The following is a 22,983-nucleotide window of genomic DNA, read 5'->3' as shown; positions in this document are numbered from 1 at the left end:
TAACCCTTCACCGCGCAAAAAATGTGGGAGCGAGCCTGCTCGCGAAAGCGATTTTTCAGACAGCGAAAATATTCCATGCCAGAGCCTCACCGATTCATTACGCACCCGCCGGTGGTTTCGCCAACGCAATCTCTGCCGCACCCAGCCGCTTGAGAATCTCGAACAGCAAATCACTTTTGGTCACCCCGACAATCCTCGGACTGCCCACATAACCGGTCACCGACAAGGTAATCCCGTCCGGTGACAATTTGCTGAAGCGCACGAACGGCGCCGGTTTATCAAGGATGGTTTCGTTCTCCCGGTAGGTGTTGAGCAACAGCTCTTTGACCTCTTCAGGATCGATGTCCAGCGGGAACACGAGTTCCAGTCCCGCCACGCCTTGCGCGCTGCCGCCCAGCGTCACGTTGCGCAGGTTCTGCGAGATCAGTTGCGAGTTGGGCACGATGACGATCGAGCGGTCGCTGAGCTGGATTTCCGTGGCGCGCACGTTGATGCGGCGGATGTCGCCTTCCACACCACTGATGCTGATCAAGTCGCCGACCTTAACCGGCCGTTCCGTCAGCAGAATCAGACCCGAGACAAAGTTCTTCACGATCTCCTGCAAACCAAAGCCGATGCCCACCGAGAGCGCACTGACGATCCACGCCAGATTGGTCCACTGCACGCCCAGCGACGACAGCGTCAACAGAATCACAAAGGCATAACCGATGTTGGAAAACAGCGTGCTCAGCGACGCACACATGCCCGGGTCCATGTCGGTCTTGGGCAGGAACTCATTGTCGAGCCAGCGGCGCAGGGCGCGGATCAGCCAGATACCGATCATCAGCGCCAGCACGGCATTGAGCAGGTGGCCGGGGACGATGTTCAGCTTGCGCAGCCCGGCACCGCCGAGGATCGCCATGATGTTGCTCGCCAGTTGCCCGAGCGTGGTGCCGATGCCGCCGACAAACAGGGCGATGACCGCCAGCAACAGCAGCGCTGCCCGACTGAAACCCGATAGCAGAATCTCGATCTGATCAAGCCGTCGATCACCAATGCCGAGCAGCTGTTTTAGCGCCTTGCCGCTCGCATGGCGGGGTGAAAACACATGCTCACAGACGTCCTTGACCAGTTGAATCAGCAGGTAGAAACCCGACAAGACAATGTACGCCCACACCAGCTCATAACTGATGAACCGTGCCAGCGATACATAGCCGGCGAGCAGGGCAATCGCCGAGACGAACATCGAGACGCTGGCCAGGGTGTAAATCACCCCGGCAAACGTACTGTTCGCCGCCTCCGCGTCATTGGCCGCGACCAGCGCCTTGCGCACTTTGCCGACGCGCAACAGCAGGATCGTCACGATCATCAGCACGACGATCGAAATGACCCCGCGCCCGGCAATCACGATCTGGCTGCTCATGCCGGTGGCGTTGCTCACCTGCACCAGCGTCACCAGCACCAGTAACGTGCAGGACAGGATGCGCGGGTAGGGCCTGAGCGCCAGCGCCACCTGATCGGCAATCGCCGGCAGGCGCCACGAAGGATGTTCGGTCGACAACAACGCGCGGCTCAACCCGGTGAGCAGGACGCAGGCATACACCACCTTCTCGAATTCTTCGGAGAAGGTTTCCAGCACCGGCGGCAACGGTTGGTGGCGGGTGCAGGCATAGAACAGCAATTGCAAGGCAATGCCGGTGGTGACGATGGTCGCCAGCGCCGAGGCGAACGCCAGCGCACTGCGGCGCAGGCGTCCCTCGGGCATGCGGTAAATGCACACCCAGGTCAGACCGCGTTCGGCCAGCCTGCGGCCGAATGTCCAGATGATCAGCGCCAACGCCATCAGCACACTGGTGTAGGCGCGTTCGCCTGGTGCCCACACGGTGGCCCAGGTGTCGCGCACCTGCGCGACGAAAAAGCGCAGACGCTGACGATCATCCTCGGTCGGACTCACCAGTGGCGACCAGAAACTCGGGCTCAGCACGCTGTCAGTGCCCAGCGTCAGCTCACTTTCCAGCAGTGTGCGACGGATGCCGGCGATCTGCGTAATCAGATCCGCTGCGCTCTGCTTCAGCGCCGCCAGACTCTTCAGCGTGCCGTCGACCTTGTTCTTCTGCTCGGCCAGCGATGCCCGTTGCGCGACGATGTCTGCCTGCTCCGCCGCCAGATCAGCGTCCGGCGCGGCCCCCAGCACCCCTAACTGCACGGCCAACTGCGCCTGCTGCGGCAACAACGCCGCCGACAACCGGTCGACATCCAGAATGAACGCCTGCACCCGATCCTGCGGGCCCTCGAGCTGGTTATAGTTGTTCGCGGCGGAAATCTGTTGTTTGAGGCCATCGAGGCGCAGTTGCAAGGCCTGCAGATCGCTTTGCGAAATCACCGGCAACGGCGCGGCAGCGGTGGTTACCGGCGCCGGCAAGTCGGCTGCCCACAGCGGCGGACTGCCGCCAACCAGCAGCATGAACACGACAAAAAACAACGACTTCAATGTGTTGCGCATGGATGAGGCGGCTCGAATGAATCACACAGTCTATGAGGTTAGGTGATCGAGCCGATCGAGGAGGAAAACTTTCCGGCAGAGCAGGGCAGGTGCGCAGCGCTGCCAAACGAAAAAAGCCCGACGGGTAAGGTCGGGCCTTTCTTCGGTGACTGCGCTGAAGCGCTGCATTCAGACGGCGCGGCGTTCGAGCAGACGGTCTGAACCGCCTTCGGCGACTGCGTCGCTGAACAGTGGGTCGGTCTGGGTGGCGGCGGCTACTGCGTCGCTGAACAGCGGATCGGTCTGGGTGGCAGGTTCAGCGGCAAAAGCATTCAGGGCGAACAGTGAGAAAGCGATGCTGAAAAGGGCTTGGCGTTTCATGAGTGTGTGCTCCGTGGGGTAGTGGTTAGGTCTGGAGCCGATCTTACGCCGCGAGCCTGATAAGAGAACTTCATTGAATCAATGGTTGTTATTGATGCGGTTAATGATTGTTTTTTGAAGGCCTCACTCATACCCCATCTTCACCTGAGCACTGATCAGTTCAGCCAGCATCCGCACAGGTTCTGTAAAAGTCTGCCGCGACCGGTGCACCAGTCCGATATCACGGTGGAAAGTGTGCTGCCCGAGGTCGAGCACCCGCACACCGGCAGGCCATGCAAAGTCGGGCGCCGTTTGCGGCACCAACGCCACGCCGACACCGTTTTCGACCAGTTTGATAATTGCTTCCAGCTCATCCAGTTCGCAGACCTCACGCAGTGTGAAATGCATCTGCCGCAAAAAGCGGTCGACCTGCCTGCCGCCAAAGGAAGATCGGTCATATCTAATGAACGGCTGGCTGCACAGCAACTGGGACCAGTCATCGCCCGGCACGTCACGGGGCACGATCAATCGGTAAGGCTCCAGTGCCAGCGTTGTCCAGCGCAGGTCGCTTTGCAGTGAAAAGGGTGGGCGGATGATCACGGCCATGTCGATCTCGCCAACATCCACCAGGTTGACCAGTTCCATCGACAAGCCCGGCACTACCCGGGATCGGCATTGCGGGCAGTGCTGGTGAAACTTTGCCAGCGCGTCAGGCAAGTAAGAGCGCTGCACCGAAGCAATCGCGCCAATGTTGACCAGCACGCTGGGCGGCAATCCCACCGTTGTCGAACCGAGGCTGTCGTAGAGCCTGAGCAGTTCTTGCGCCTGCAGGAGGATCTGCTGGCCCATTTTGTTGAGGTGTGCCGAGCGCCCCTTTCTGTCGAAAAGCTCGAAGCCGAGTTCTGCTTCCAGGCGCTGGATCTGTGCGCTGACGGCGGCCTGCGTGAGGCCGATTTTGTTGCCTGCTGCAGCGAAAGTACCTTCGCGAGCGACGGCGATAAGTGTCTTCAGTTCTTTGATCATTCACAAATATTAATTGTGTTTCTAAGAAATATATATTGATTTTTATGTTTGGTTTTCCGTCCTAGGATGTTTCCCATACCCCGGCAGCGGCTGAACCCAAGGCGCCGATGACGGTAGGAATGTTCGCCAACCCACAACAATATGATCGGAGTTCTGATGAGCCTCTCGCCTTTCCACCTCGCTATCCCCGTTTACGATCTGGCTGCAGCGCGCACCTTTTACGGTGAAGTCTTTGGTCTTGAAGAAGGGCGCTCCAGTACTCAGTGGGTCGACTTCGATTTTTATGGCCACCAACTGGTCATTCACGAACACCCGAAAACCGCGTCCCAGGAAAGTGTTCACAGCAACCCGGTCGACGGTCACGACGTTCCGGTTCCGCACTTCGGCATCATTCTGGGCTGGCAACAGTGGGAAGCCTTGGCCGAACGCCTGAAGTCCTTTGGCACCGAGTTTGTGATCGAACCGTACATTCGTTTTCAGGGGCAGGTTGGCGAGCAAGCCACCATGTTTCTCTTTGATCCATGCGGCAACGCTCTGGAATTCAAGGCTTTCAAGGATATGAGCCAGCTCTTCGCCAAGTGACAAACGTCATGGCACAACCCGGTTGTGCCATTCGGTCTCAAGTGAGCTGGAAGCTCATGACTCTAGCAACTGCCCTTAGCGCAGACCTTTCATTCCAACAAGAAGGCTAGACATGAAACGTATTCCCCTGGTGTGGCAAATCGTTGCCGGGCTGTTGCTTGGCGTGCTCGTCGGTTGGTATTTCAATACCCATCCGCAGTATCAAACGTGGGTGAGTGTGGAGATCCTGAAGCCTCTGGGCGACATCTTTATCAAGATGATGAAGATGGTGGTGGTACCGATTGTGTTCTGTTGCATGATTCTGGGCATTGCCGGCGGTGGCGATAACAAGTCGTTTGGCCGCATGGGCATCAAGTCGCTGGGGTATTTCTTTGCGATAACCGCGCTGGCGATTGTGGTCGGCCTGTGTTTCGCAAATATCTTCGAGCCGGGTACCGGCACCGATATTTCCGGCCTGTCCCACGGCACGGCGTCGATCAACATGGAGCCATCAAAAGGCGCACTGGTGATCCTGCAGAACATCGTGCCGGACAATGTTCTGGTGGCGATGTCGGAAGCGAAATTGCTCTCGGTGCTGTTCTTCGCCGTGCTGTTCGGCCTCGCCCTGAATGCGCTGCCGAGAGAGAAAAGTGCACCTGCAATCGCGCTGGTTCAGAGCATTTCCGACGCGATGTTCAAAGTGGTCTCAATGGTCATGGCCTACGCGCCGATAGGTGTCTTCGGCATGATCGGCGCGACTGTCGCGACGTTTGGGTTTGCCTCGCTGTTGCCGCTGCTCAAGTTGATTGGTGTGGTTTACCTGGCTCTGGTGGTCTTCGCCTTGGTGATACTCGGTGGCATTTGCTACTTGATTGGCGAGAACATTTTCAAATTGATCCGCTACTTTCGCAGTGAATTGATTCTGGCGTTCTCGAGTGCCGCATCGGCCGCCGTCATGCCGCAGTTGATGACTCGGTTGGAGAGTTACGGTGTACCGCGTCGGATTGTCAGTTTCGTGGTACCGGTCGGGTATGCCTTCAATCTGGACGGTGCCTCGATTTTCCTCGGCGTGGCGACGATTTTCGTGGCGCAACTCTATGGCATCGACCTGTCCCTGTCGCAGCAGATCCTGCTGGTGGTGACGATGGTGCTGACCTCGAAAGGCGCGGCGGGTGTGCCCGGGTTTGCCATCATCATCCTCTCCGCAACGTTGGCTTCAGCCGGTCTTCCTTTAGAGGGTGTGGCGTTGATCGCAGGTATTTTCAGGATCATCGACAGCGGCACGACCACGCTGAATGTATTGGGCAATGCCATCGCACCGCTGGTGATTGCCAAGTGGGAAAGGGCTGCGCTTGAACCCTCACGTGCTCGTACCGCAGCCGAAGTGTGAGTTTTTCGCGGACATTCGCTTTTGCAATCGCACTTTTGACGAGTGCACGCCCGCTGGCACAGGGGCGTTTTTTTGGGTCTTTTTACTAGACGACCGGTCTATTGATTTGGAGTGCTTATGATTGATAACGCTGGTGATACCGACCTTTTTTCGCCCATGGCCATGGGCGCGCTGCAGTTAGCCAACCGGATTGTCATGGCACCGGTGACCCGCAGCCGGATGGCCGAAGACGGCGTGCCGAATGAAATGCACGCGACGTACTACGCCCAGCGCGCCAGTGCAGGCTTGATCATCGCCGAAGCGACGAACATTTCCGCTCAGGGGCGCGGCTATGCGATGACCCCGGGAATCTGGTCGCAAGAGCAGGTCGCCGGGTGGAAGAAAGTCACCGATGCTGTACACGCCGCGGGTGGAAAAATCGTCAGCCAGTTGTGGCATGTCGGGCGTTTCTCCAGTGTCGAGTTGCAGCCCAATGGCCAGGCACCGGTCGCGCCTTCGGCGATCAAGGCTGAGGGCAGCACGTACACCGAGAAAGGTTTTGTCGAAGTGTCGATGCCGCGTGCGCTTGAGACCTCGGAAATTCCGGGAATCATCGAGCAGTACAAACTGGCTGCCGAGAACGCCAAGCGCGCCGGTTTCGACGGTGTGGAAGTGCATTCTGCCAACAGTTATCTGCTCGACCAGTTTCTGCGCGATTCGACCAATCAGCGCACCGATCGGTATGGCGGCTCCATCGAAAACCGTGCGCGGCTGACGCTGGAAGTGACTGAAGCGGTGGTTTCGATCTGGGGCAGCGACCGCGTCGGTATCCGCCTTTCACCTGTAACGCCCGATGCCGGCAATACGCCGCCCGACAGCAACGTCATGGCGACATACGGGTACCTGATCCAGCAACTCAATCGATTCAATCTGGCCTACCTGCATTTCGTCGAAGGTGCCACTGCCACATCTCGAACCGTGCCCGCGGGCGTGGACCTGGACGCACTGAGTGCGCAGTTCGAAGGCGCGTTCATTGGCAACAACAACTATGACCTGGCGATGGCGCTTGAGCGTCGGGCGCAGGGCCGCATCGACGCGGTGGCGTTTGGTCGCCTGTTTATTGCCAACCCCGATCTGGTGGAACGTCTGCGGCGCGGTCTCGAACTGACCATTGCGCCGCGTGAGAGTTACTACGGCGGAGGCGCCAAAGGCTACATCGACTGGCCCACCGCAAACGCATGAATGACTGCCCGGACGCAATCGCATTCACTGTAAAGAGGAACGGAACATGAACTATCTGCACAACAAAGTCGCCATCGTCACCGGCGCATCGTCCGGTATCGGGGCGGCAACCACTCGTGCGCTGGCAGCACACGGCGTTCGCGTCGTTGCTGCCGCGCTGGATGAACAGGGTCTGGCAGCCTTCGTCGCCGAGTTGCGTGAAGCCGGTCACGACGTGGCCGCTTTTACCACTGATGTGACCCGGCCGGATCAAACCCGGGCGCTCGCCAGATTCGCGCAGGACACCTATGGCGCTGTCGACATTCTGGTGAATAACGCCGGGCTGATGCTGTTCTCCAACTGGGTCGATCTGGCTGTGGCGGATTGGGACAAGATGATCGACGTCAACATCAAGGGCTATCTCAATGCCACAGCAGCCGTGCTGCCAATGATGCTCGAGCACAAGTCCGGGCAGATCCTCAACATGGACTCGGTGGCCGGCCATCAGGTCGGGCCGGCGGCGGGTGTTTACAGCGCCACCAAATTCTTCGTGCAGGCCATGACCGAGTCCATGCGCAAGGAGTTGGGCGTGCAGCACGGCATCCGCGTCAACACGGTCAGCCCCGGCGTTATCAATACCGGCTGGGCGGACAAGGTCAGTGATCCAGAAGGGCGCAAGGCCGCCCAGGAACTCAACCGCATCGCCATTGCGCCTGACGATATCGCCCGTGCCGTGATCTACGCGCTCAACCAGCCGGAAAACGTCACCGTCAACGACCTGATCATTTCGCCGACGCGCCAGGATTGGTGAACGTCGGTTACTCCCGCTGCCGAGTGCCAACCCCGGCTCCCGGCAGCCTTTGTCACTCACCCCCAACGATAGGAAACAACCATGTCCAAGAACATCAAAGCCGTACCGACGGCTGAATACAACGCTGTGATCGCGACCGCCAATCAATACGTCGAAGGCCTGCGCATTGGCAGCGCGCAAGGCGTCGCTCAAGCCTTCCATAAAGAGGCAGTGATGTACGGTTTCACCAACGGCGAACTGCTCGGCGGCCCGATCAAGAACCTGTTCGACTTTGTCGAGAAGAACGGCGCAGCCCCCGAAATCAGCACGCGACTCGACGTGCTGGCGATCACCCCGACCACTGCGGTGGTACGTGTGGACATGGAAACGGATGCAATTGGTGCCGACTACAACGACTACCTGACCCTGATCAAAATCGACGGTGTCTGGAAGGTCATTGCCAAGGTGTATCACCAGTTCGAGGTCTGAATACCGACCGCTCCCGGCAGTTCGCTGCCGGGGATCAACATAAGAGGATTTATGTCATGCCGATGGTTGAGTTTGACGCTGTCGTGGACGGCGATGCACAAAAGATCTGGAACGTGTTGAAGCAGTTTGGCCAGATTCAGAACTGGCATCCTTCGATCGTGAGCAGCCAGATCGAAGGCGGTGCAGCGCAGAGGGTGGGTTGTATTCGCACCCTCACGCTGACCGATGGCGCGGTTGTCAGAGAACGCTTGTTGGCGCTTGATGACTCAGCATTATCGCTGTCCTACCGCTTTGAAGAGGCACCTTTACCGCTGGATAACTACGTGGCCAGCGTGAAGTTGGTCGCTTTGACGGGACAGAACAAAACGCTCATCAGTTGGTCGGCAAGTTTCGATCCTCAAGAGCTGAATACCGCTGAGCACTATCAGGCACTGATCCAAAGCCTGATCGTTGAGGGTCACAATGGGCTGCAGGCATTGATCGCTCAGCATTGACATCACACCGTTTACACCCCGCATTCCCGTAAGGAATGCAGGGCATAAAATTAATGAATTTTTCTTATCTGATGTCTCGGCGTAGTTTCTTCTGAAACAGAAAGGAGTCTCGTCGTGAACCCAACATCAGCAGAAAAATTCGACACCTTGCGCGCCAGCGAATACGCCCGGCAAAGCCGCATCGCCCTGGCCGGCTACGACGCCTGCCACGATCTGGCGGCCTGCATGTTGGCCGCCAGTCTCGGTTCGCGCCCGGCCAACATACTGGTGGTCGGCGCGGGCGGTACGGCGCAGGAAATCATTGCGATGGCGGCGCTGGAACCGCAGTGGCGTTTCATCGCGGTCGATCCTTCCGCGCCGATGCTTGAAGCCGCCGTGCAGCATTTGGAGGCCAACGACTTGCTGCATCGGACGCAGGTTCATCTCGGGCATGTCGAGGACTTGCCGGCCGATGGGCAATTCGACGCGGCGACTTTGATCGGCGTGCTCCATCATCTGAACGGTGACGATCCCAAGCGCCAGATCCTGCAAACGATTCAGGCACGTCTCAAGCAGGGCGCGCCGCTGATTGTCGCGGGCAATCATTACGCCTATACCAGCCAACCATTATTGCTGCAGGCATGGGGGCAGCGTTGGCGCCAGCAGGGTGCCAGTGCGGAGGAGGTGAAGGCCAAGCTGGGCAAGATTCTGCAAGGCGCCGATCCGCCGCATTCCGAGGCGGCAGTTCAGGCGCTGTTGCGCGAGGCTGGATTTGGCGAGGCGACGCGGTTTTTCAGCAGTCTGTTCTGGGGCGCGTGGCTGACGTGTAAAACGGACGCCTCTAAAAGTAGCGACTCGGCACTTCCCCCAACACTTGCTTGAACACCGTCGCAAACGCACTGGAGCTGCTGTAGCCCAAGTCCATGGCGACCTGTGTGACCGACTTACCTTTGCCGAGCATGACAATCGCCGCCAGCAGACAGGCTTGCTGGCGCCATTCGATATAGCTGATACCGGTGTGCAGCCGAAAGTGTCGGGTGAAGGTGCGTCGGCTCATGCCCGCCCGTTGCGCCATGTCGTCGATACCGACCTCCAGCGAAGGCTGCTGCAGAAACGCGCGGCACACCATTGCCAGTCTAGGTTCCGCCGGCAATGGCGCATTGAGCGAAAGCACGGGCATGCTGGCGATTTCGTGCAGCAGCAAGCCCATCAAATGGCCGTCATGCCCTTGCGTGGAATAGCGCGCCGGTACATCGATGGCTTTCAACAGCAGATGACGCAACAACGGCGACACATCGAGCACCTGGCATTGCCCCGGCAGTCCGAGGCGCTGCGCCGCTTGCTGGCGGATGTAAGTGTTGTGCAACGTGACAGGCCCACGCATTTGCATGGAGTGGCGCAGTCGCGCGGGAACCCAGATACCGCGTTGCGGCGGCACGACCCAGTTGCCGTCATCGGTAAACACGGTGATGACGCCGCTAGCGGCGTAGGCGAATTGGCCACGCTGATGATCGTGCAGCGGGAACAGCGTGCCGTCCGCGTAATCAATGGCGGTCACGACGGCATCGCGTGGGGTGTTCTGGTAAGTATGACGGGTCATTTCTCGCATGGCCCGATTCTAATGAAGTTTGGCCTGTGACTGAAAGCAGGCCAGGCCGATTGCCGGCATATTTCTCCGCGCCCGAGTACTTCCGCTCGGCGCCGGGAAAGATTGACCATGCAAAAGAAGCATCTTGTACTCGCCGTTCTGGTGACGGCTGTCTGGGGATTGAACTTCCCCGTGACCAAACTCGGACTGGCCGCTATCGACCCGCTGCTGCTGACCGCACTGCGTTTCACGTTGGCCGCATTGCCCTGGGTGTTTTTTGTCGAGCGTCCTCGTGTGGCGTTCCACTGGCTGGCTGCTTACGGATTGATTTTCGGCGTGGCGATGTGGGCGTTGATCAACCTTGGTATTGCTTGGGGCGTGCCCCCCGGAACGGCATCGCTGCTGATCCAGTTCAGTGCGTTTTTTACCTTGGGTTGGGGCGTGGTTTTTTTCGGCGAACGTCTGGGCCGGTTGCAATGGCTTGGCACTTTGTTGGCCGCCGCGGGCCTGATGGGCATCGTATTGAGTCGCCCCGGCGACGCATCGGTGGCGGGTTTGGCACTGGTCATTGGCAGCGCCCTGGCGTGGAGCATTGGCAACGTCGTGATCAAGGTCTCGAAGGTGCGTGAGATTTTCGCGTTTGTGGTGTGGGCGAGCCTGTTTCCACCCATCCCGCTCATGCTGCTGACGTGGCTGTTGCATGGCTCGGCACCGTTCTCGGCATTGCCGTCGCAGCTCAATGCGATGACGGTGTTTTCGCTGGCGTTTCAGGTCTATGCCGCGACGCACTTCAGTTATTGGGGATGGAACCTGCTGTTGCGCGAATACCCGATGTCGCGCGTGGCACCGTTGTCGCTGTTGATCCCTGTGTTCGGGATCTTCAGCTCGATGGCGATCTTCGGCCAATTCCCAAGTCCGGGCGATTGGTTTTTGATTTTGCTGGTGTTACTGGCAATCGCCTTGGGATCAGGGCACCTGCACGCAATGTTTCTTCGCCTTCGTGTGCGGCATTAACGTTCAGTAGTTGATGCGACCCATTGTGCCTTGGACAGACCGTTGGAGAATGCAGAGGATTTTCGCCAGGCGAGAGAGATTTCAGCTTTCGCTGGTTTCGACTGGCTCTGCGGCTTCAGCTTCCAGTTTCGCCCGATCAGCCTTGCTGATGTATTTAGGCTTTTTCGGCGCGAGTTTGGCGCTGGCCTTTTTGGCCTTTTCCTTGAACAACTGCTTGAGTTTCTTTTGGCGATTCATGTTTTCTACCCGGTCTGCAAGTTTGAATATCGGTTAGCGAAGGGCGTGAACGTACGCATCAATGGACGAGCCACGAGATAGGCTGCACTTTGCCCTCGAAAAGGGGCGAATCCTGACGTAAGCCTCCGTCCAAGGCAATGCCATTCCTTACATTGCGATGAAGTCGCGCACCGCCTTGATGGTCGGCGCCGGGGCTTCTTCCATCAACCAATGTCCCGCCGCCGGGATCGCCACTTCGGTGACGTTGTCCGCGGCATTGCGCATGACTATCGCTTCATTGTTGCCGAAGGACTTTTCACCGCCCACGGCCAGCACCGGCATGCTCAAGTGTTTCTGCAGGACGGGAGCGTTGTCGATGGCGTCCTGACGAATGCTGCGAAATTGCGCGAAAACCGCGTGCATGGCGCCGGGCCGGGCGTAGAGCTTGGCGTAGTGCTGACGGGTGCCTTCATCGACTTTGGCCGGGGTGCCGGCGAACTCGTTCCAGAAGCGGTCGAGGTAGATGCGCTCACGTCCGGCCACCAGACGCTCCATGTCCGCAAGCACAAGCTTGTTCAAGGTCTTTGACCAGTACGTCGATGTGGCTGAACTTTAAATCCTTGAAATAGCTCCTGTTGGGCGGTGTCGATGGGCTGGGCTGTAATCGACGATCGGTCAGCCGGAATAAACTAAGCTGATGTGTAACGTCAAGTTGACACAGGAGCAACTCACCATGAAAGCGCGCCGCATGTTGAAGTCACGTACGTTGATTGCAATGATTTCGTCCCTTGCGCTGGTTTTCAGTTCGGCGATGGCATTGGCTGATCCCGGTAATGGGAAGGGTCAGGGCAATGGCAATGGCAATGGCAAGGGCAATTCGCAGAACGTGCAGGGGCACGGTAACCAGAAAGGCAATGGCGGCAACAAGGGCAACAACTCCGGTGGTGACTGGAGTCATGGCCCAAGCATCGATCGCGGCAATGTGCTCGGGATTGTTGGCGGCTACCGCGACTACTGGAGCCCGGGCCCTTCGCTGCCACCGGGCATTCAAAAGAACCTTGCGCGCGGCAAACCGCTGCCGCCCGGGATCGCGAAAAAGCTCGATGGACGTCTGGTCGGTCGTCTGCCGCATTACGATGGTTATGAATGGAAGCAGGTGGGCACGGATCTGATCCTCGTCGCGCTGGCAACCGGGCTGATTTATGAGGTGCTCAACGGGGCGTTTGATTAAGGCGCCCCTTGGCAAATGCTGCCGTTTGCCATGGGCTTTTGACTGCCGGCAGTGGCCTGTGCCGATGGCGCGAGTGGCAGCAGATTTCCTGCCTGCACCACTGCGCGCCACCCACCTTGATCAAACGATTTTCAAAGCACTCAGCACGATCAGCGATTGCTCGGCAAAAGCCTGAGCCTGTTCGGTCAGTGCGGCGATGTTGGCTTCGGCGGTGGTCAGCGTTTTGCCGTCCTTGACCAACACTTCGTTTTGTTCGGCGATGACGCTCCACGCCAGTTGCGCCCACTCCGCCGGGTGCTGCTTGCCCTGACGGATCGCAATCAGGAACAGTTGCTGGAAACGACTGACGGTGACGCCGCCACCGGTAACCGGGCTGCTCAGCACCTGAATGTCGGCATTGAACAGCGCGCGTTTGCACAGTTGCAGGTTGAACGCGGCGCAGCGTTCGTACACCAGCGCCTCGGCGGCTTCGCTCTGGCAAGGGGCTACCGCGCCCATACTGACCAGGATGGCGATGGCCTGTTCCAGATCGTCGTAGGCCATTGGTGACACCGCATCGAGCAACTGCTGCATCGTTTTGGCTTCGTAGGTCTGGCCGGCGAGTGCATCGAGGACCGGGCCGTAAATTTCCGCTTGCAGTGACGCTTCGCCAGCGGGGCCAGTGACGCTGGACGCTACGTTTTCTGTCGGTTGCATCAGCACAAATCGCGTATTGAGCATGCGCGACCGGCGCTCGGTCGCGCTGAGTCGGTTGGCACCGCGCACGTACAGGTCGCGACGGAAAGCCTGGTTGACGAAGTAGTCACGCGCCTGCTCGCGCATTATCGGGTGCTCGATACCGTCGAGAAAGGCCAGGCCTTCGGCGCTCAGGTTGAGTACGTCGACCGAATCCAGCGGCACCGCCGTCGTGACGTAATCGAGCTTGGCCGGGGCCAGCGCATCCACCATGTCGGCGAAATACATGCAGTTCCAGTCGCGATTGAAATATTCGTGAGCGACGTATTGGCGGTCCTGACCTTTGATGGTCTGCAGCCGGGCGCCCAGACTCGGCGCGGCGATGGCGTACTTGGGGTTGGCCGCCAGCAGCGCTTCGGAAAACTGCAACGCGGCATCGATGCGCTGATCCGCCCGCGTCGAGTGACTGGCAAAGCGGTCGTGCAGGCTGAACAACTGGCGCAACGGCGCTGAAGGCGACCAGCCCGGGAATGCGTTGTAACTGACGTACAGATGACCACCCGGTTTGAGGTGGCGGCGGGCGAATTCGACGATCAGTTTCTGGTTGTCGCGGCTGACCCAGGTCCAGATGCCATGCAGGCTGATGCTGTCGAATTGCGGCAAATCATGGCGCGCCAGCAGTTGCTCGAAGCTGTCGTCATAGAGTCTTGCGCCGTTGTTGCTGAGTTCCGCCAGCTCAATCGCGTGAGCCGCCTGACCGGGGTGGAAGTCCGTACCGACGAAACCGGCAGGGCTGGCTGTGGCGTGAATATTGATTGACACACCCTGACCGAAACCGAGTTCGCAGTGGTAACCGTCGGGATTGTCCAGCCCGGCAAAGCCGCGCAACAACAGGCAGTAACGCTGGAAAACCGGATTGATTTCCCGGCTATAGCTGTAGGTGTAGCCTTCGTCGGTGAAATAACCTTCGTTCCAGGCGTTGCTCATGGGTGCAGCCTCTTGAATCGTAATAGGAAGTGGCACTTACAGGGAGGTGGACTGGCGTCGTGAAAACCTCTCGGTGTCCATCAGAATGTTGTCGGCAGGATGGCAGCATTCGATAGGGGTCATGCGGATATTTCGCAGAGGTTATTGATGATCGGACTTGTCCGCTGCTGACAAACGCACACCCATCTCAAAGGCGCGGGTCTCGAACCCGAACTCGGCATACATGCGCACCGCGCGCTCGTTGAATGGCCATACCGTCAGGCGCAAATCCTGCGCATCGTGCGCGATGGACCAGTCCTTGACGCGTTGAATCAGCGTACGACCGATACCTTTACCCCAGAACGGTTCGGCGACACACACCGAACCAATGCGCACCACGTTCTGCGGCTGCATCAACGGCCCGGAACTGGCGGAGAGGGTGGCCGTAATGAACGCCACGGGCCGTTCACCGGCGCTGGCGATAAAGACGATCTGGCCTGCCTTTTCAAATACCCCGGCCCAGTGCGGCAAATCTCGGGTGAAATCTTCGGTGGCGGCGGCGTAGATATCGGGGCGGGCGGCGTGGTGAACCGAATTGAGCAATTGGCCCAGTTCGCACATCGCCGGCGCATCTTCGGCGGTGGCAGTTCGGTAGGTAATGACTTCTTCCATGAATGGCGCTCCTGTGTTGTTCGGCAATCGTAGCGTTGCGTCAGGGTAAAGCTCAAATTGCTCGTTCACCCAAGCGCTCTACCAGTCTGACCAGATACCCGTCGGGATCCTGAACGATGAATTCGCGCTGGCCGACTTCAATGTTGTCAGCGCGATACCAAGTGTCTTGGCAATCACGGTAAAGCGAAAAACCGGCCTGCCCGAGATGACGGATGATCGAAGCGACTTCGGCAACATCGATCTGCAGGTTGATGCCGCGTCCGAAGGGCTTGCTCAGCGGTGCCGTCAACCATTGGCCGGCATCTGGATCAACTTGCTCGAGCATGACCTGTGCGCCATTCAGATTCAGGTAGGCGAAACCGTCTTCGGGCCGCTGATAAGCGATGCTGAATCCCAGGCAAGACACCCAGAACCGCAGGCTGTTTTGCAGGTTGGTCACCATCAATTCCGGGACCAGTCTGTTGCGTTCGAGCATGAGGTGACTTCCGTTTCGAGTTGTAAGCCGTGATCAAAATCGATCGGTTGAATCCTTCGTAAGCTTCGTATCCTGCGGTAAACGGCTGAATAAAACATCCAGGCTGCTATCGGCATTTCACCGAGAACGTCCGAAGCAGGGTGCACGTGGGTCGCTTTTTAAGGCAAATCTGTGCATTGAATGTTTTTACCTCAGGCGAATAATCGAGCGCTCGAAACCTTTGGAATTGAGCACTGTATGAAAGATTTTCGCGTTGATTTCGGCGACATTTATCGTTTACGGACGGCTGCCTCAAGGAGCCGCCCATGAGCCTGCATACCCTCACCAAACGCCTGACCGTGCCGCAACTGGTCGCCATGAAAGGCCAACAGAAAATCGTCTCGCTGACGGCGTACTCCAGCAGTATCGCCAAACTGATCGACCCGATCGTCGACTTCATTCTGGTCGGCGACTCCACGGCCATGGTCGGTTATGGCCGCGCCTCGACGCTGAGCATGCAGCTCGAAGAAATCATCGGCCACACGCGGGCTGTGGTCGATAGCACGCGTCTGGCCTGTGTGGTGGCCGACATGCCCTTTGGCAGTTATCAGGAATCCCACGAGCAAGCCTTTCGTAATTGCGCTCAGGTATTGGCGCGTACCGGTTGCGACGCGGTGAAGCTGGAGGCCAACAAGGCCTTGGCACCAACGGTCGAGTTTCTGGTGGCACGTGGTATTCCGGTCATGGCCCATGTCGGGTTAATGCCGCAGTTCGTCAATGTCATGGGCGGCTTCAAGGCCCAGGGCCTGACCGCTGAGACCGGCGCAGTGATTGCCGAGGATGCCCGGGCCAATCTCGAGGCAGGCGCCTTCAGCCTGTTGCTCGAAGGTGTGGCGGAGGGCGTGGCGCGGCAGATTACCCTGGAGTCGAAAATGCCCACCATCGGCATCGGCGCCTCACCGGCTTGCGACGGGCAGGTGCTGGTCACCGAAGATGTGCTCGGCCTGGGCGGTGAGCATCTGCCGCGTTTCGTCGAACGCTACGCCGATGTTGGCGCGGTGATCAGTGAGGCCTGCGCGCAGTTTGCCGACGATGTGCGCCATGGCCGGTTTCCGGAAGCGCGGCATTGTTATGGACTCTAATTACGCGTGATGTTCTGCGCCGATAGCCTGCGCCAGTCGTTGCACCGCATGGCCGATGTCCTTGTCCCAATCGAGGGTGTAACTCAGGCGCAGGTACTGCTTCCAGGCGCCTTGCTGGCTGAAGATCTCGCCGGGGGCGATGGCGATTCGCTCGGTCAGCAAACGCTCGAACACCCGTTGCATGTCGATTGGACGCACAGCCTTGAGCCAGAAGCTCGCACCGCCCTGTGGGGCGACTACCTGCCACTGACCGTTACCGTGTTCTTCCAGCAAGGTCTGTAGCTGTTGCATGCGCTTGCGCAACAGTGCTCGCAGGGTGGTCAGGTGCTGGTCGATGCGCCTGGAGCTGTAGAGTCTGGCAATCGCTTTCTGCCGAATGGGCGAGAGGCGAAACCCACGCTGCATAAACAATCGATGAAATTGCGGTGCATGCTGGCGGCACAGCACATAACCATACGGGGCTTCGCCGCCAATGATCTTGTCGAACGTCGAGAACACCAGCAGCTTGTCCGGGTCGGCAAAATCGCGATAGCGCGCGGGTGAATCGGAGAAACACAACTCGCCCCAAGCATCGTTTTCGAACAGCCAGACATCGCGCTCGGCCAGCCAGTGACAGATCTGCTGTTTATCCTGTGCTGGCATCAACTGGCCTTGGGGAATATTCACCGTGGAGGACAGCACCGCGAGGCGCACCGGTTCGCGCGTGAGCAGTTCGTTGAGCGCAGACAAGTTGAAGCGGCCGTCATCGCCGAGGGGCATTTCGATGACGCGGATATTGGCCGCCTGCAACTGGCGCAGAATCGCCCACGAGCAGGGCGACTCCACCAGCGCCACAGTGCCACCGAGATTCAAGGCACTGAGCGACAACTCCAATACGCTGCGCAGCTCCGCGCCGATATACACCTGCTCGGCCTGCCAGTGGTTGTGAGCGGAACGGGTGTAGCGTTCAGCCAGGGCGGCGCGTAATTCCGGCTCGCCGAGTGGCTGATAGAGCGGTGCATTCGAGGGCGGGTATTGGCGAGTCAGCTCACGCTCCATCAGCAACAACGGCCCCTGCAGCGACAGCAACATCGCCGGCGCATCGCTGCTCAACGCCAGCATGCCGGGCTGACGGGCGCTGGCGAAGACGTGGTCCAGAAGATTGCCGGAGCTGGCTGTCACAGTCGCTGCCGGCATCGACCGGGTGAAATAGCCGAACCTGGGTTTGGCGTGGATTCTGCCTTCGTCCTCGAGCAGTGCGTAGGCGTATTTGGTCGTTGAGACCGAAACGCCGAGGCGCAGGGCCAGTTGTCGCAGGGATGGCAGTTTCTGCTCAGTCGTGCCACTGGCCGCCTCGATCAGGCCGACGATGTAGTGATAGACCGCTTGATAGGCGAACGCGGTGTGCTTGGGGGCCGGCAATGTTGTTCTCCTTTTCACTGCGATTTTTCGCTGTCCGAGTTGCGCAAAATGACCATGCGTTGCTGGTGCGCATTCCTTGCTGCAAGACGTCGGCGAGTCTAAATCAAGCATCGCCCGAGTTCTTGAAAAAGCGCTGAGGACGGCACGGCACAAGGGCTGCAGATGACTGGCGATCAAGGATTTCTTCACTGGCGAGGCGCCCGACGATTGCCGCCAGCGTTACACCGGGATGCATCGCACAAACGTAAACTCCGCCGACGCCGGGCAGGTAACCGACCACGGGGATGCCATCAGCGGGCATGGGCCGGATTCCGATGGCGACGGTTTGCGGCTCAATCAAAACCACCCCGTGAAGTTCTTTGCGTATGGCTTCGGCGGTTTGCCGTGCGATGTCCGTCGGCGAGTTACCCGGCGTTTCTCCCAGATAATCTTCAGCGGCCAGCAACGTGCCGTCGGCGCTTTGCCGAATTTCCATTTCGGGGCTGGAAATGATGCCTTTGACGAGGCCCGGTTGGGTCTTGTAGCGGATGAAAATGGCCGGCGAGGCGTCGATGGGCAGGGAAACGTTGAGCATCTGTGTTAACTGCCGGGTGCCAGTCCCCGCGGCAAGCACAACAAGGTCGGCCTCAAACGTGCCCGCTGTGGTTTCAACGCCAGTGACATCTGCGTTGCAGGTTTTGAAAGCGGTCACTCGGGTTTGCGTGAGCAATTGCGCCCCCAGCGCCCGGGCGCTGGCAATCAAGGCGTGGGTGGTCTGCACGGCGTCGAGCGCACCTTCGTCAGCGCAAAATAACGCGCACGGTGGGGGATTTTTCAGATTGGGTTCGCGGGCAAGCACCTCGGCAGACGATAACAATGTCGCCGACGCCGGATACTCTGCTGATTCGTTGTACGACAAAGCCCCGGTCCAGCGAATCTGCAAATCCGGCAGCTCGGTTTCGAGTCGTCGATATGCTTCTATGGCCATACCGCGCAACTGCGCAATCGGATCAGCGCCGGCGTGCGTGGCAGTGATCCAGGCGAAAGAGCTTGCCGTCACGCCGCTCGCGATCTCGTCAGCCTCGATCAACGTGACCTGCGCACCTTTACCGGACAGGTGATACGCAAGGGAGGCGCCGACGATGCCTGCACCCACCACCACAATTCGTCCACATGCTTTCTGATCCATTTCAACATTCCCTGTTGTCGACGGCTGATCCTGCAACAGGGTGACGATGGGAGCAAACAGAAAAGAGCCCGGCCAAAGCAGGGCTCGTAAACCTGCAACGGGTTAAGCGGCCATATTTCCCGCGGGCATTTGGCATGCCAGTCCGTGACGGATGCTCAGTCGCTATGGATCAAGAGTCAGGTTACGACGCCGAATGCCGACTGACATGCTTGGGCCCCGCCAACGCCCAGGCAATCAAGCCGAACAACGGCACAAACACGATCAGCACAATCCATACACCTTTGTTGCTCGATTTCCCCTGACTCTTGCGCACCCGATTGATGGCCCAGAGTTCGATTAGCAGAAGAACTGCCGCCAGTACGATCCACACGGTTTCGATTTGCATTGGCTACCTCCTGATGGTCTGTTCGTTAGGTAGCGTACGGTGCGGCGGGTTCATTTATTTTTGTCCAGCGCGTTGAGTTGGCGGGCCAGTTGCAAGGCGACGCGGCCGCTGTTGTAGGTTGGCAGCAGGTGGGTGAAAGGGATCTCGATGATGCGGTTCTCGCGCACCGCGCGCAGTTGCGAGAGGACCGGGTCGTGGGTCAACAGGTAGCGTTTGCGGCGGGCGGGCGACCATTCGGCGTCGGCCAGCAGGATCACGTCCGGGTCGCTGGCCAGCAGGGTTTCGCTGTTGGCGGTGACTCGATACAGGTTGATGTCGGCGAACACATTGCGTGCCCCGGCAGCCGCCAGCAGCGGAGTGACAAATCCGCGTCGGCCTTCGCTGTCGAGGCTTTTGACTTCGCTGTCGAGATAGAACACGGACAACGGTTTACCCGTGCCGGCCAAGGCTCGGGCGCCGGCAATGTCCTTTTCCATGGAGTCGATCAATGCTTGGGCTTTTTGCTGCTGGTGCAGCAGCTTGCCCAGCGTCAGCAAGTCATTGCGTACATGCGCGAAATAATCCAGCGAGTGCCCGTTGCAGGCGGATTCCAGCAGATACGAACCCACGCCATTGCGCGCCAGTCCCGAGCGGGAGGTCACCCCGTCGCCGAACGCCGTGGCAAAACCGCCGATCACCAGATCCGGCTTCGCAGCGTAAAGCACTTCGCTGGCCGGGTATTGCCGCGCGATCACCGGCACACCGAAATACTCGGCTTGGCGCTGCCCGGCACCGGTGTCATCCAGATAAGCCACGCCGACCAGCGCTGGCCCGGCACCCAGTGCCAGCACGAGATCCGCCGCATGCTGATTGAGCGCGACGATGCGTGAGGGCGCAGCGGCGCGCCAGTCTTCGCCGCAATTACGGTAATGGTCGGCGTACGCGGGGGCCGCGCAGAGCAGGGCACTCAATAACATCCACAACCTGTTCATGGCCGCGCCTTGATCAGCAAGTTCGCAACCACTTCACCGTCCACCAGATGCCCCTCGACCAGCCGCTGCACATCTTCATGGCTGCGCACGCCATACCAGCAGCGCTCCGGATACACGGTCACGATCGGCCCCTGATTGCACGGAAACTGGCAGTGCGTGCGCGTCAGCAAGACGCCGCCCGGCTTCTCGATGCGATCGTGCGCGAGTAAATGCCGGCGCAAGGTTTTCCATAACTGCAAGGCGCCGCGTTGGGTGCAACGCGGGCCGGTGCAGAGGAACACATGGCGTGCGTGCTCGGGCACGTGCGACCAGTCCGGGTGCGTGTCGACGCCGTCGACGGTTTTGATGTCACTCATCAGAAGCGGTACGTGTAGCGTACTTCGGAGGTGAACGGCCGGCCGAGGTTATCGACGTTGCTCGAACGGCTGGTGACGTAATCGCGGTCGAAGAGGTTTTCCACCAGCAGGCTTACGCGGTGTTGATGAGCGTTGTCGAAATAGCGATAAGCGTCGGCGTCGACCACCGAATAGTTGCCGTACTCGACCTGCTTTGAGCTTTTGATGTCGCGAATGTAGCGAATCGCACCGCCAACGCCCCACAGGCGATTTTCCGACTCATAACCCACGCGTGAACGGGCGAAGAAGCTCGGGATGTCGTTGATCGTCACACCGGTGCGCGACTCGGTGAGGTTGCGGGTCATGTCCGCTTGCAGGCTCCACTGATCGTTGAGCGCCAGTTTGGCGTCGGCCTCGAAACCGCGCATCTGGATCGTGCCTTCACCGTTGACCCACTGAATGTCATCGAGGGTGATCAGGTCGTCGATCTTGCGTTTGAACAGGGTCACGCTGGCGCTGAATTCGCGGTCGAGCAGAAAGCCTTTGTAGTCGACACCCAGTTCGGCGTTGCGGCTTTTTTCCGGTTTGAGATTGCGGTTGCCGATCTCGTCGCCCGGCTCGTTGACGAACAGTTGCTCGGCGTTCGGCAGTTTGTAGGCGCTGCCGTACTGACCGCGCACCGCCCAGTTGTCATTGAGGTCATACAGCGAAGTGAGCATGCCGACCGTGGCACTGTCGCCGCCGCTCATGGCCTCGTGACGCACGCCGATGCTCGGGTGCCAGTCGGGCAGGGCGTCGATCTGCGGGCGCAGTTGCGTGTAGAACGCGTGCGCTTCAGCCTTGTCGTTGTCGATAATCAGCACATCGTCCTGGCCCTTGAACCATTGGTTGTCGGTGCCGAACACCAACACATGGCCACCGGGCAATTCTGCTTTGCCTTCGGCCTGCACGCCCCAATCGGTGAAGCCCCAATAGTCGTTGTGGTTGATGACTTTGGTGCCGCCGCCGGCGACGTTGTTGACCCGGGTGTAGCGCGTGTCCCAGTCGTTGATATGGCCTTTGACGAAGTAGCTCAGACGCTCATTGATGGTCTGCTCGAAAGTCGCCGTGGCGATCTGCTGCACGCGGTCGTTGGTGGTCTTGTGATTGTCGACCGGACGGGCGAAGTCGAGGTTGGCGTCGGCGTATTGGTAGAACAGTTCCAGCCGTGCATCCTCGCCAAACGACTGAATCGCCTTGCCGCCGAAGGTGGTGACTTCGTAGGCGCGGTTCTTCTCGCTGACGTTTTTCATATCGCGGTTGCGATAGGGCTGGTAACCGTCGGAGACGTTGTGGCTGACGTACGCGAGCAAACCGAGATCGCCGAAACCGTTGCTGAAGATGTTTTCGACCCGAGCGTCTTCGGTGGTGCCGCCGAAGCTGTCGACGCCCAGATTCACCTCGCCGGAGGCTTTGCGCGATTGCGGGCTGCGGGTGACGATGTTGATCACCCCCGACACCGCCTGGGTGCCGAACAACAGGCTCTGGCCACCCTTGAGCACTTCGATGCGCTCGATGGCGTTGGCCGGCAGGGTGTCCAGATAGAGGCCGCCGTACAGGCGATTGTTCAGGCGCACGCCGTCGAGCAGGATCAGCGTGTCATCGTTGCGCCCGCCCAGCAGCGAATAGGTGCCGTAGTCGAACGGGCCGTTTTTCGGCGCCACATACAGGCCGGGAATAAACATCTGCATGACGCGGCTGACATCGGCGCTGGGCCCGGCGCGTTCGATCTGCTCACGGGTGACGATCTCGACCTTGCTGCCGAACTTCGCCATCTCGGCGACCGTGGTCGACTCCACCGACGGTGCGGAAACGATTTGCTGATTGAGTTCCAGCGGCGTGTCATCTGCCAGCAGCAGGGGACTGAACAAACAGCCGAACAGAAGGGTTGGAGCCGAGGTGTAGAAAGGTCGAATCATTGTCTTCTCGAAAAGGATCTTCGCAGAAGAGCATGCAGGAGAAGGCATCGCGCACAGCCA

General features: G+C 59.1%; 24 protein-coding genes and 1 pseudogene. 10 read left to right on the top strand and 15 right to left on the bottom strand.

The window, feature by feature from the left end; translation table 11 throughout:
• Nucleotides 1-97: 97 nt before the first annotated feature.
• From PspS49_RS16975 to PspS49_RS16965, 3 genes are all read right to left on the bottom strand, one after another.
• On the bottom strand, nucleotides 98-2,482 hold the full coding sequence (locus tag PspS49_RS16975; RefSeq protein ID WP_160040591.1) for a DUF3772 domain-containing protein: 2,385 nt from the start codon (nucleotides 2,480-2,482) through the stop codon (nucleotides 98-100).
• A 168-nt stretch (nucleotides 2,483-2,650) separates the two neighbouring features.
• On the bottom strand, nucleotides 2,651-2,842 hold the full coding sequence (locus PspS49_RS16970; protein WP_150750974.1) for a hypothetical protein: 192 nt from the start codon (nucleotides 2,840-2,842) through the stop codon (nucleotides 2,651-2,653).
• Nucleotides 2,843-2,965: 123 nt separating this feature from the next.
• Nucleotides 2,966-3,844: a LysR family transcriptional regulator gene (locus tag PspS49_RS16965; protein WP_127928391.1), complete on the bottom strand. Its 879-nt coding sequence runs from the start codon at nucleotides 3,842-3,844 to the stop codon at nucleotides 2,966-2,968.
• 156 nt (nucleotides 3,845-4,000) lie between these two features.
• On the opposite strand from PspS49_RS16965, the gene PspS49_RS16960 reads away from it, so the two are divergent.
• From PspS49_RS16960 to PspS49_RS16930, 7 genes are all read left to right on the top strand, one after another.
• Nucleotides 4,001-4,426, top strand: a complete 426-nt coding sequence (locus tag PspS49_RS16960; protein ID WP_026000724.1) for a VOC family protein — start codon at nucleotides 4,001-4,003, stop codon at nucleotides 4,424-4,426.
• 112 nt (nucleotides 4,427-4,538) lie between these two features.
• On the top strand, nucleotides 4,539-5,795 hold the full coding sequence (locus PspS49_RS16955) for a cation:dicarboxylase symporter family transporter (RefSeq protein WP_127928389.1): 1,257 nt from the start codon (nucleotides 4,539-4,541) through the stop codon (nucleotides 5,793-5,795).
• Nucleotides 5,796-5,912: 117 nt separating this feature from the next.
• Nucleotides 5,913-7,016: an alkene reductase gene (locus PspS49_RS16950; RefSeq protein ID WP_127928387.1), complete on the top strand. Its 1,104-nt coding sequence runs from the start codon at nucleotides 5,913-5,915 to the stop codon at nucleotides 7,014-7,016.
• Nucleotides 7,017-7,062: 46 nt separating this feature from the next.
• Nucleotides 7,063-7,806, top strand: a complete 744-nt coding sequence (locus PspS49_RS16945; RefSeq protein ID WP_150750976.1) for an SDR family oxidoreductase — start codon at nucleotides 7,063-7,065, stop codon at nucleotides 7,804-7,806.
• 81 nt (nucleotides 7,807-7,887) lie between these two features.
• Nucleotides 7,888-8,274 (top strand): nuclear transport factor 2 family protein, encoded by a 387-nt coding sequence (locus PspS49_RS16940; protein ID WP_077572513.1) that lies wholly within the window; start codon nucleotides 7,888-7,890, stop codon nucleotides 8,272-8,274.
• 56 nt (nucleotides 8,275-8,330) lie between these two features.
• A complete protein-coding gene (locus PspS49_RS16935; RefSeq protein ID WP_137219559.1) occupies nucleotides 8,331-8,768 on the top strand; it encodes an SRPBCC family protein in 438 nt (145 codons plus the stop codon).
• Nucleotides 8,769-8,882: 114 nt separating this feature from the next.
• Nucleotides 8,883-9,629, top strand: coding sequence for a class I SAM-dependent methyltransferase (locus PspS49_RS16930; RefSeq protein WP_150774995.1), 747 nt, complete (start codon nucleotides 8,883-8,885; stop codon nucleotides 9,627-9,629).
• Here PspS49_RS16930 and PspS49_RS16925 read toward each other — a convergent pair.
• Nucleotides 9,589-10,356 (bottom strand): helix-turn-helix transcriptional regulator, encoded by a 768-nt coding sequence (locus tag PspS49_RS16925; protein ID WP_160040588.1) that lies wholly within the window; start codon nucleotides 10,354-10,356, stop codon nucleotides 9,589-9,591. The genes PspS49_RS16930 and PspS49_RS16925 overlap by 41 nt on opposite strands.
• A 108-nt stretch (nucleotides 10,357-10,464) precedes the next feature.
• Here PspS49_RS16925 and PspS49_RS16920 point away from each other — a divergent pair, with 108 nt between their 5' ends.
• Nucleotides 10,465-11,349, top strand: a complete 885-nt coding sequence (locus PspS49_RS16920; protein WP_160040585.1) for an EamA family transporter — start codon at nucleotides 10,465-10,467, stop codon at nucleotides 11,347-11,349.
• 81 nt (nucleotides 11,350-11,430) lie between these two features.
• Here the strand turns inward: PspS49_RS16920 and PspS49_RS16915 are convergent, their stop codons facing one another.
• Both PspS49_RS16915 and PspS49_RS16910 read right to left on the bottom strand, forming a co-directional pair.
• A complete protein-coding gene (locus tag PspS49_RS16915; RefSeq protein ID WP_077572520.1) occupies nucleotides 11,431-11,586 on the bottom strand; it encodes a DUF2986 domain-containing protein in 156 nt (51 codons plus the stop codon).
• A 147-nt stretch (nucleotides 11,587-11,733) separates the two neighbouring features.
• Nucleotides 11,734-12,117 (bottom strand): annotated as a pseudogene (locus PspS49_RS16910) (alpha/beta hydrolase); the annotation flags it as partial.
• 196 nt (nucleotides 12,118-12,313) lie between these two features.
• Between PspS49_RS16910 and PspS49_RS16905 the strand changes: the two are divergent.
• Complete coding sequence (locus tag PspS49_RS16905) at nucleotides 12,314-12,796, top strand: anti-virulence regulator CigR family protein (RefSeq protein WP_174245128.1); 483 nt, start codon at nucleotides 12,314-12,316, stop codon at nucleotides 12,794-12,796.
• Between the two features lie 120 nt (nucleotides 12,797-12,916).
• Here the strand turns inward: PspS49_RS16905 and PspS49_RS16900 are convergent, their stop codons facing one another.
• The 3 genes from PspS49_RS16900 to PspS49_RS16890 all read right to left on the bottom strand — a co-directional run bounded on the left by PspS49_RS16900 (nucleotide 12,917) and on the right by PspS49_RS16890 (nucleotide 15,584).
• Complete coding sequence (locus PspS49_RS16900; RefSeq protein ID WP_150774991.1) at nucleotides 12,917-14,458, bottom strand: class I SAM-dependent methyltransferase; 1,542 nt, start codon at nucleotides 14,456-14,458, stop codon at nucleotides 12,917-12,919.
• 141 nt (nucleotides 14,459-14,599) lie between these two features.
• Nucleotides 14,600-15,109 (bottom strand): GNAT family N-acetyltransferase, encoded by a 510-nt coding sequence (locus tag PspS49_RS16895; RefSeq protein WP_127928373.1) that lies wholly within the window; start codon nucleotides 15,107-15,109, stop codon nucleotides 14,600-14,602.
• Between the two features lie 52 nt (nucleotides 15,110-15,161).
• Nucleotides 15,162-15,584 (bottom strand): VOC family protein, encoded by a 423-nt coding sequence (locus tag PspS49_RS16890; protein WP_127928371.1) that lies wholly within the window; start codon nucleotides 15,582-15,584, stop codon nucleotides 15,162-15,164.
• Between the two features lie 305 nt (nucleotides 15,585-15,889).
• Between PspS49_RS16890 and panB the strand changes: the two genes are divergently transcribed.
• Nucleotides 15,890-16,705 (top strand): 3-methyl-2-oxobutanoate hydroxymethyltransferase, encoded by an 816-nt coding sequence (gene panB / locus PspS49_RS16885; protein WP_160040579.1) that lies wholly within the window; start codon nucleotides 15,890-15,892, stop codon nucleotides 16,703-16,705.
• On the opposite strand, the gene PspS49_RS16880 is transcribed toward panB, so the two are convergent.
• From PspS49_RS16880 to PspS49_RS16855, 6 genes are all read right to left on the bottom strand, one after another.
• Entirely contained in the window at nucleotides 16,706-18,106 is a 1,401-nt protein-coding gene (locus PspS49_RS16880) for a PLP-dependent aminotransferase family protein (RefSeq protein ID WP_160040576.1), read from the bottom strand.
• Nucleotides 18,107-18,209: 103 nt separating this feature from the next.
• Nucleotides 18,210-19,274 (bottom strand): FAD-dependent oxidoreductase, encoded by a 1,065-nt coding sequence (locus PspS49_RS16875; RefSeq protein ID WP_160042554.1) that lies wholly within the window; start codon nucleotides 19,272-19,274, stop codon nucleotides 18,210-18,212.
• Between the two features lie 181 nt (nucleotides 19,275-19,455).
• Nucleotides 19,456-19,659, bottom strand: a complete 204-nt coding sequence (locus tag PspS49_RS16870) for a PLD nuclease N-terminal domain-containing protein (RefSeq protein ID WP_127928365.1) — start codon at nucleotides 19,657-19,659, stop codon at nucleotides 19,456-19,458.
• Between the two features lie 50 nt (nucleotides 19,660-19,709).
• Nucleotides 19,710-20,630: an ABC transporter substrate-binding protein gene (locus tag PspS49_RS16865; RefSeq protein ID WP_160040573.1), complete on the bottom strand. Its 921-nt coding sequence runs from the start codon at nucleotides 20,628-20,630 to the stop codon at nucleotides 19,710-19,712.
• Nucleotides 20,627-20,986 carry a (2Fe-2S) ferredoxin domain-containing protein gene (locus PspS49_RS16860; RefSeq protein WP_127928361.1) on the bottom strand — a complete coding sequence of 120 codons (360 nt, stop codon included), beginning with the start codon at nucleotides 20,984-20,986 and terminating at the stop codon, nucleotides 20,627-20,629. The genes PspS49_RS16865 and PspS49_RS16860 overlap by 4 nt, the downstream gene beginning before the upstream one ends.
• Nucleotides 20,986-22,923, bottom strand: coding sequence for a TonB-dependent receptor (locus tag PspS49_RS16855; protein ID WP_160040570.1), 1,938 nt, complete (start codon nucleotides 22,921-22,923; stop codon nucleotides 20,986-20,988). The genes PspS49_RS16860 and PspS49_RS16855 overlap by 1 nt, the downstream gene beginning before the upstream one ends.
• Between the last annotated feature and the right edge of the window lie 60 nt (nucleotides 22,924-22,983).

Source organism: Pseudomonas sp. S49 (assembly GCF_009866785.1).
Classification (GTDB): Bacteria; Pseudomonadota; Gammaproteobacteria; order Pseudomonadales; family Pseudomonadaceae; genus Aquipseudomonas.
The sequence above is the reverse complement of the archived record's forward strand: the minus strand, read 5'-3'. Positions and strand labels throughout refer to the sequence as shown.

Excerpts from the sequence above, each read along its gene's own strand:
- PspS49_RS16975 (WP_160040591.1), bottom strand. The coding sequence starts at position 2,482 with ATGCGCAACACATTGAAGTCGTTGTTTTTTGTCGTGTTCATGCTGCTG.
- PspS49_RS16970 (WP_150750974.1), bottom strand. The coding sequence starts at position 2,842 with ATGAAACGCCAAGCCCTTTTCAGCATCGCTTTCTCACTGTTCGCCCTG.
- PspS49_RS16965 (WP_127928391.1), bottom strand. The coding sequence starts at position 3,844 with ATGATCAAAGAACTGAAGACACTTATCGCCGTCGCTCGCGAAGGTACT.
- PspS49_RS16960 (WP_026000724.1), top strand. The coding sequence starts at position 4,001 with ATGAGCCTCTCGCCTTTCCACCTCGCTATCCCCGTTTACGATCTGGCT.
- PspS49_RS16955 (WP_127928389.1), top strand. The coding sequence starts at position 4,539 with ATGAAACGTATTCCCCTGGTGTGGCAAATCGTTGCCGGGCTGTTGCTT.
- PspS49_RS16950 (WP_127928387.1), top strand. The coding sequence starts at position 5,913 with ATGATTGATAACGCTGGTGATACCGACCTTTTTTCGCCCATGGCCATG.
- PspS49_RS16945 (WP_150750976.1), top strand. The coding sequence starts at position 7,063 with ATGAACTATCTGCACAACAAAGTCGCCATCGTCACCGGCGCATCGTCC.
- PspS49_RS16940 (WP_077572513.1), top strand. The coding sequence starts at position 7,888 with ATGTCCAAGAACATCAAAGCCGTACCGACGGCTGAATACAACGCTGTG.
- PspS49_RS16935 (WP_137219559.1), top strand. The coding sequence starts at position 8,331 with ATGCCGATGGTTGAGTTTGACGCTGTCGTGGACGGCGATGCACAAAAG.
- PspS49_RS16925 (WP_160040588.1), bottom strand. The coding sequence starts at position 10,356 with ATGCGAGAAATGACCCGTCATACTTACCAGAACACCCCACGCGATGCC.
- PspS49_RS16920 (WP_160040585.1), top strand. The coding sequence starts at position 10,465 with ATGCAAAAGAAGCATCTTGTACTCGCCGTTCTGGTGACGGCTGTCTGG.
- PspS49_RS16915 (WP_077572520.1), bottom strand. The coding sequence starts at position 11,586 with ATGAATCGCCAAAAGAAACTCAAGCAGTTGTTCAAGGAAAAGGCCAAA.
- PspS49_RS16905 (WP_174245128.1), top strand. The coding sequence starts at position 12,314 with ATGTTGAAGTCACGTACGTTGATTGCAATGATTTCGTCCCTTGCGCTG.
- PspS49_RS16900 (WP_150774991.1), bottom strand. The coding sequence starts at position 14,458 with ATGAGCAACGCCTGGAACGAAGGTTATTTCACCGACGAAGGCTACACC.
- PspS49_RS16895 (WP_127928373.1), bottom strand. The coding sequence starts at position 15,109 with ATGGAAGAAGTCATTACCTACCGAACTGCCACCGCCGAAGATGCGCCG.
- PspS49_RS16890 (WP_127928371.1), bottom strand. The coding sequence starts at position 15,584 with ATGCTCGAACGCAACAGACTGGTCCCGGAATTGATGGTGACCAACCTG.
- panB (WP_160040579.1), top strand. The coding sequence starts at position 15,890 with ATGAGCCTGCATACCCTCACCAAACGCCTGACCGTGCCGCAACTGGTC.
- PspS49_RS16875 (WP_160042554.1), bottom strand. The coding sequence starts at position 19,274 with ATGGATCAGAAAGCATGTGGACGAATTGTGGTGGTGGGTGCAGGCATC.
- PspS49_RS16870 (WP_127928365.1), bottom strand. The coding sequence starts at position 19,659 with ATGCAAATCGAAACCGTGTGGATCGTACTGGCGGCAGTTCTTCTGCTA.
- PspS49_RS16865 (WP_160040573.1), bottom strand. The coding sequence starts at position 20,630 with ATGAACAGGTTGTGGATGTTATTGAGTGCCCTGCTCTGCGCGGCCCCC.
- PspS49_RS16860 (WP_127928361.1), bottom strand. The coding sequence starts at position 20,986 with ATGAGTGACATCAAAACCGTCGACGGCGTCGACACGCACCCGGACTGG.
- PspS49_RS16855 (WP_160040570.1), bottom strand. The coding sequence starts at position 22,923 with ATGATTCGACCTTTCTACACCTCGGCTCCAACCCTTCTGTTCGGCTGT.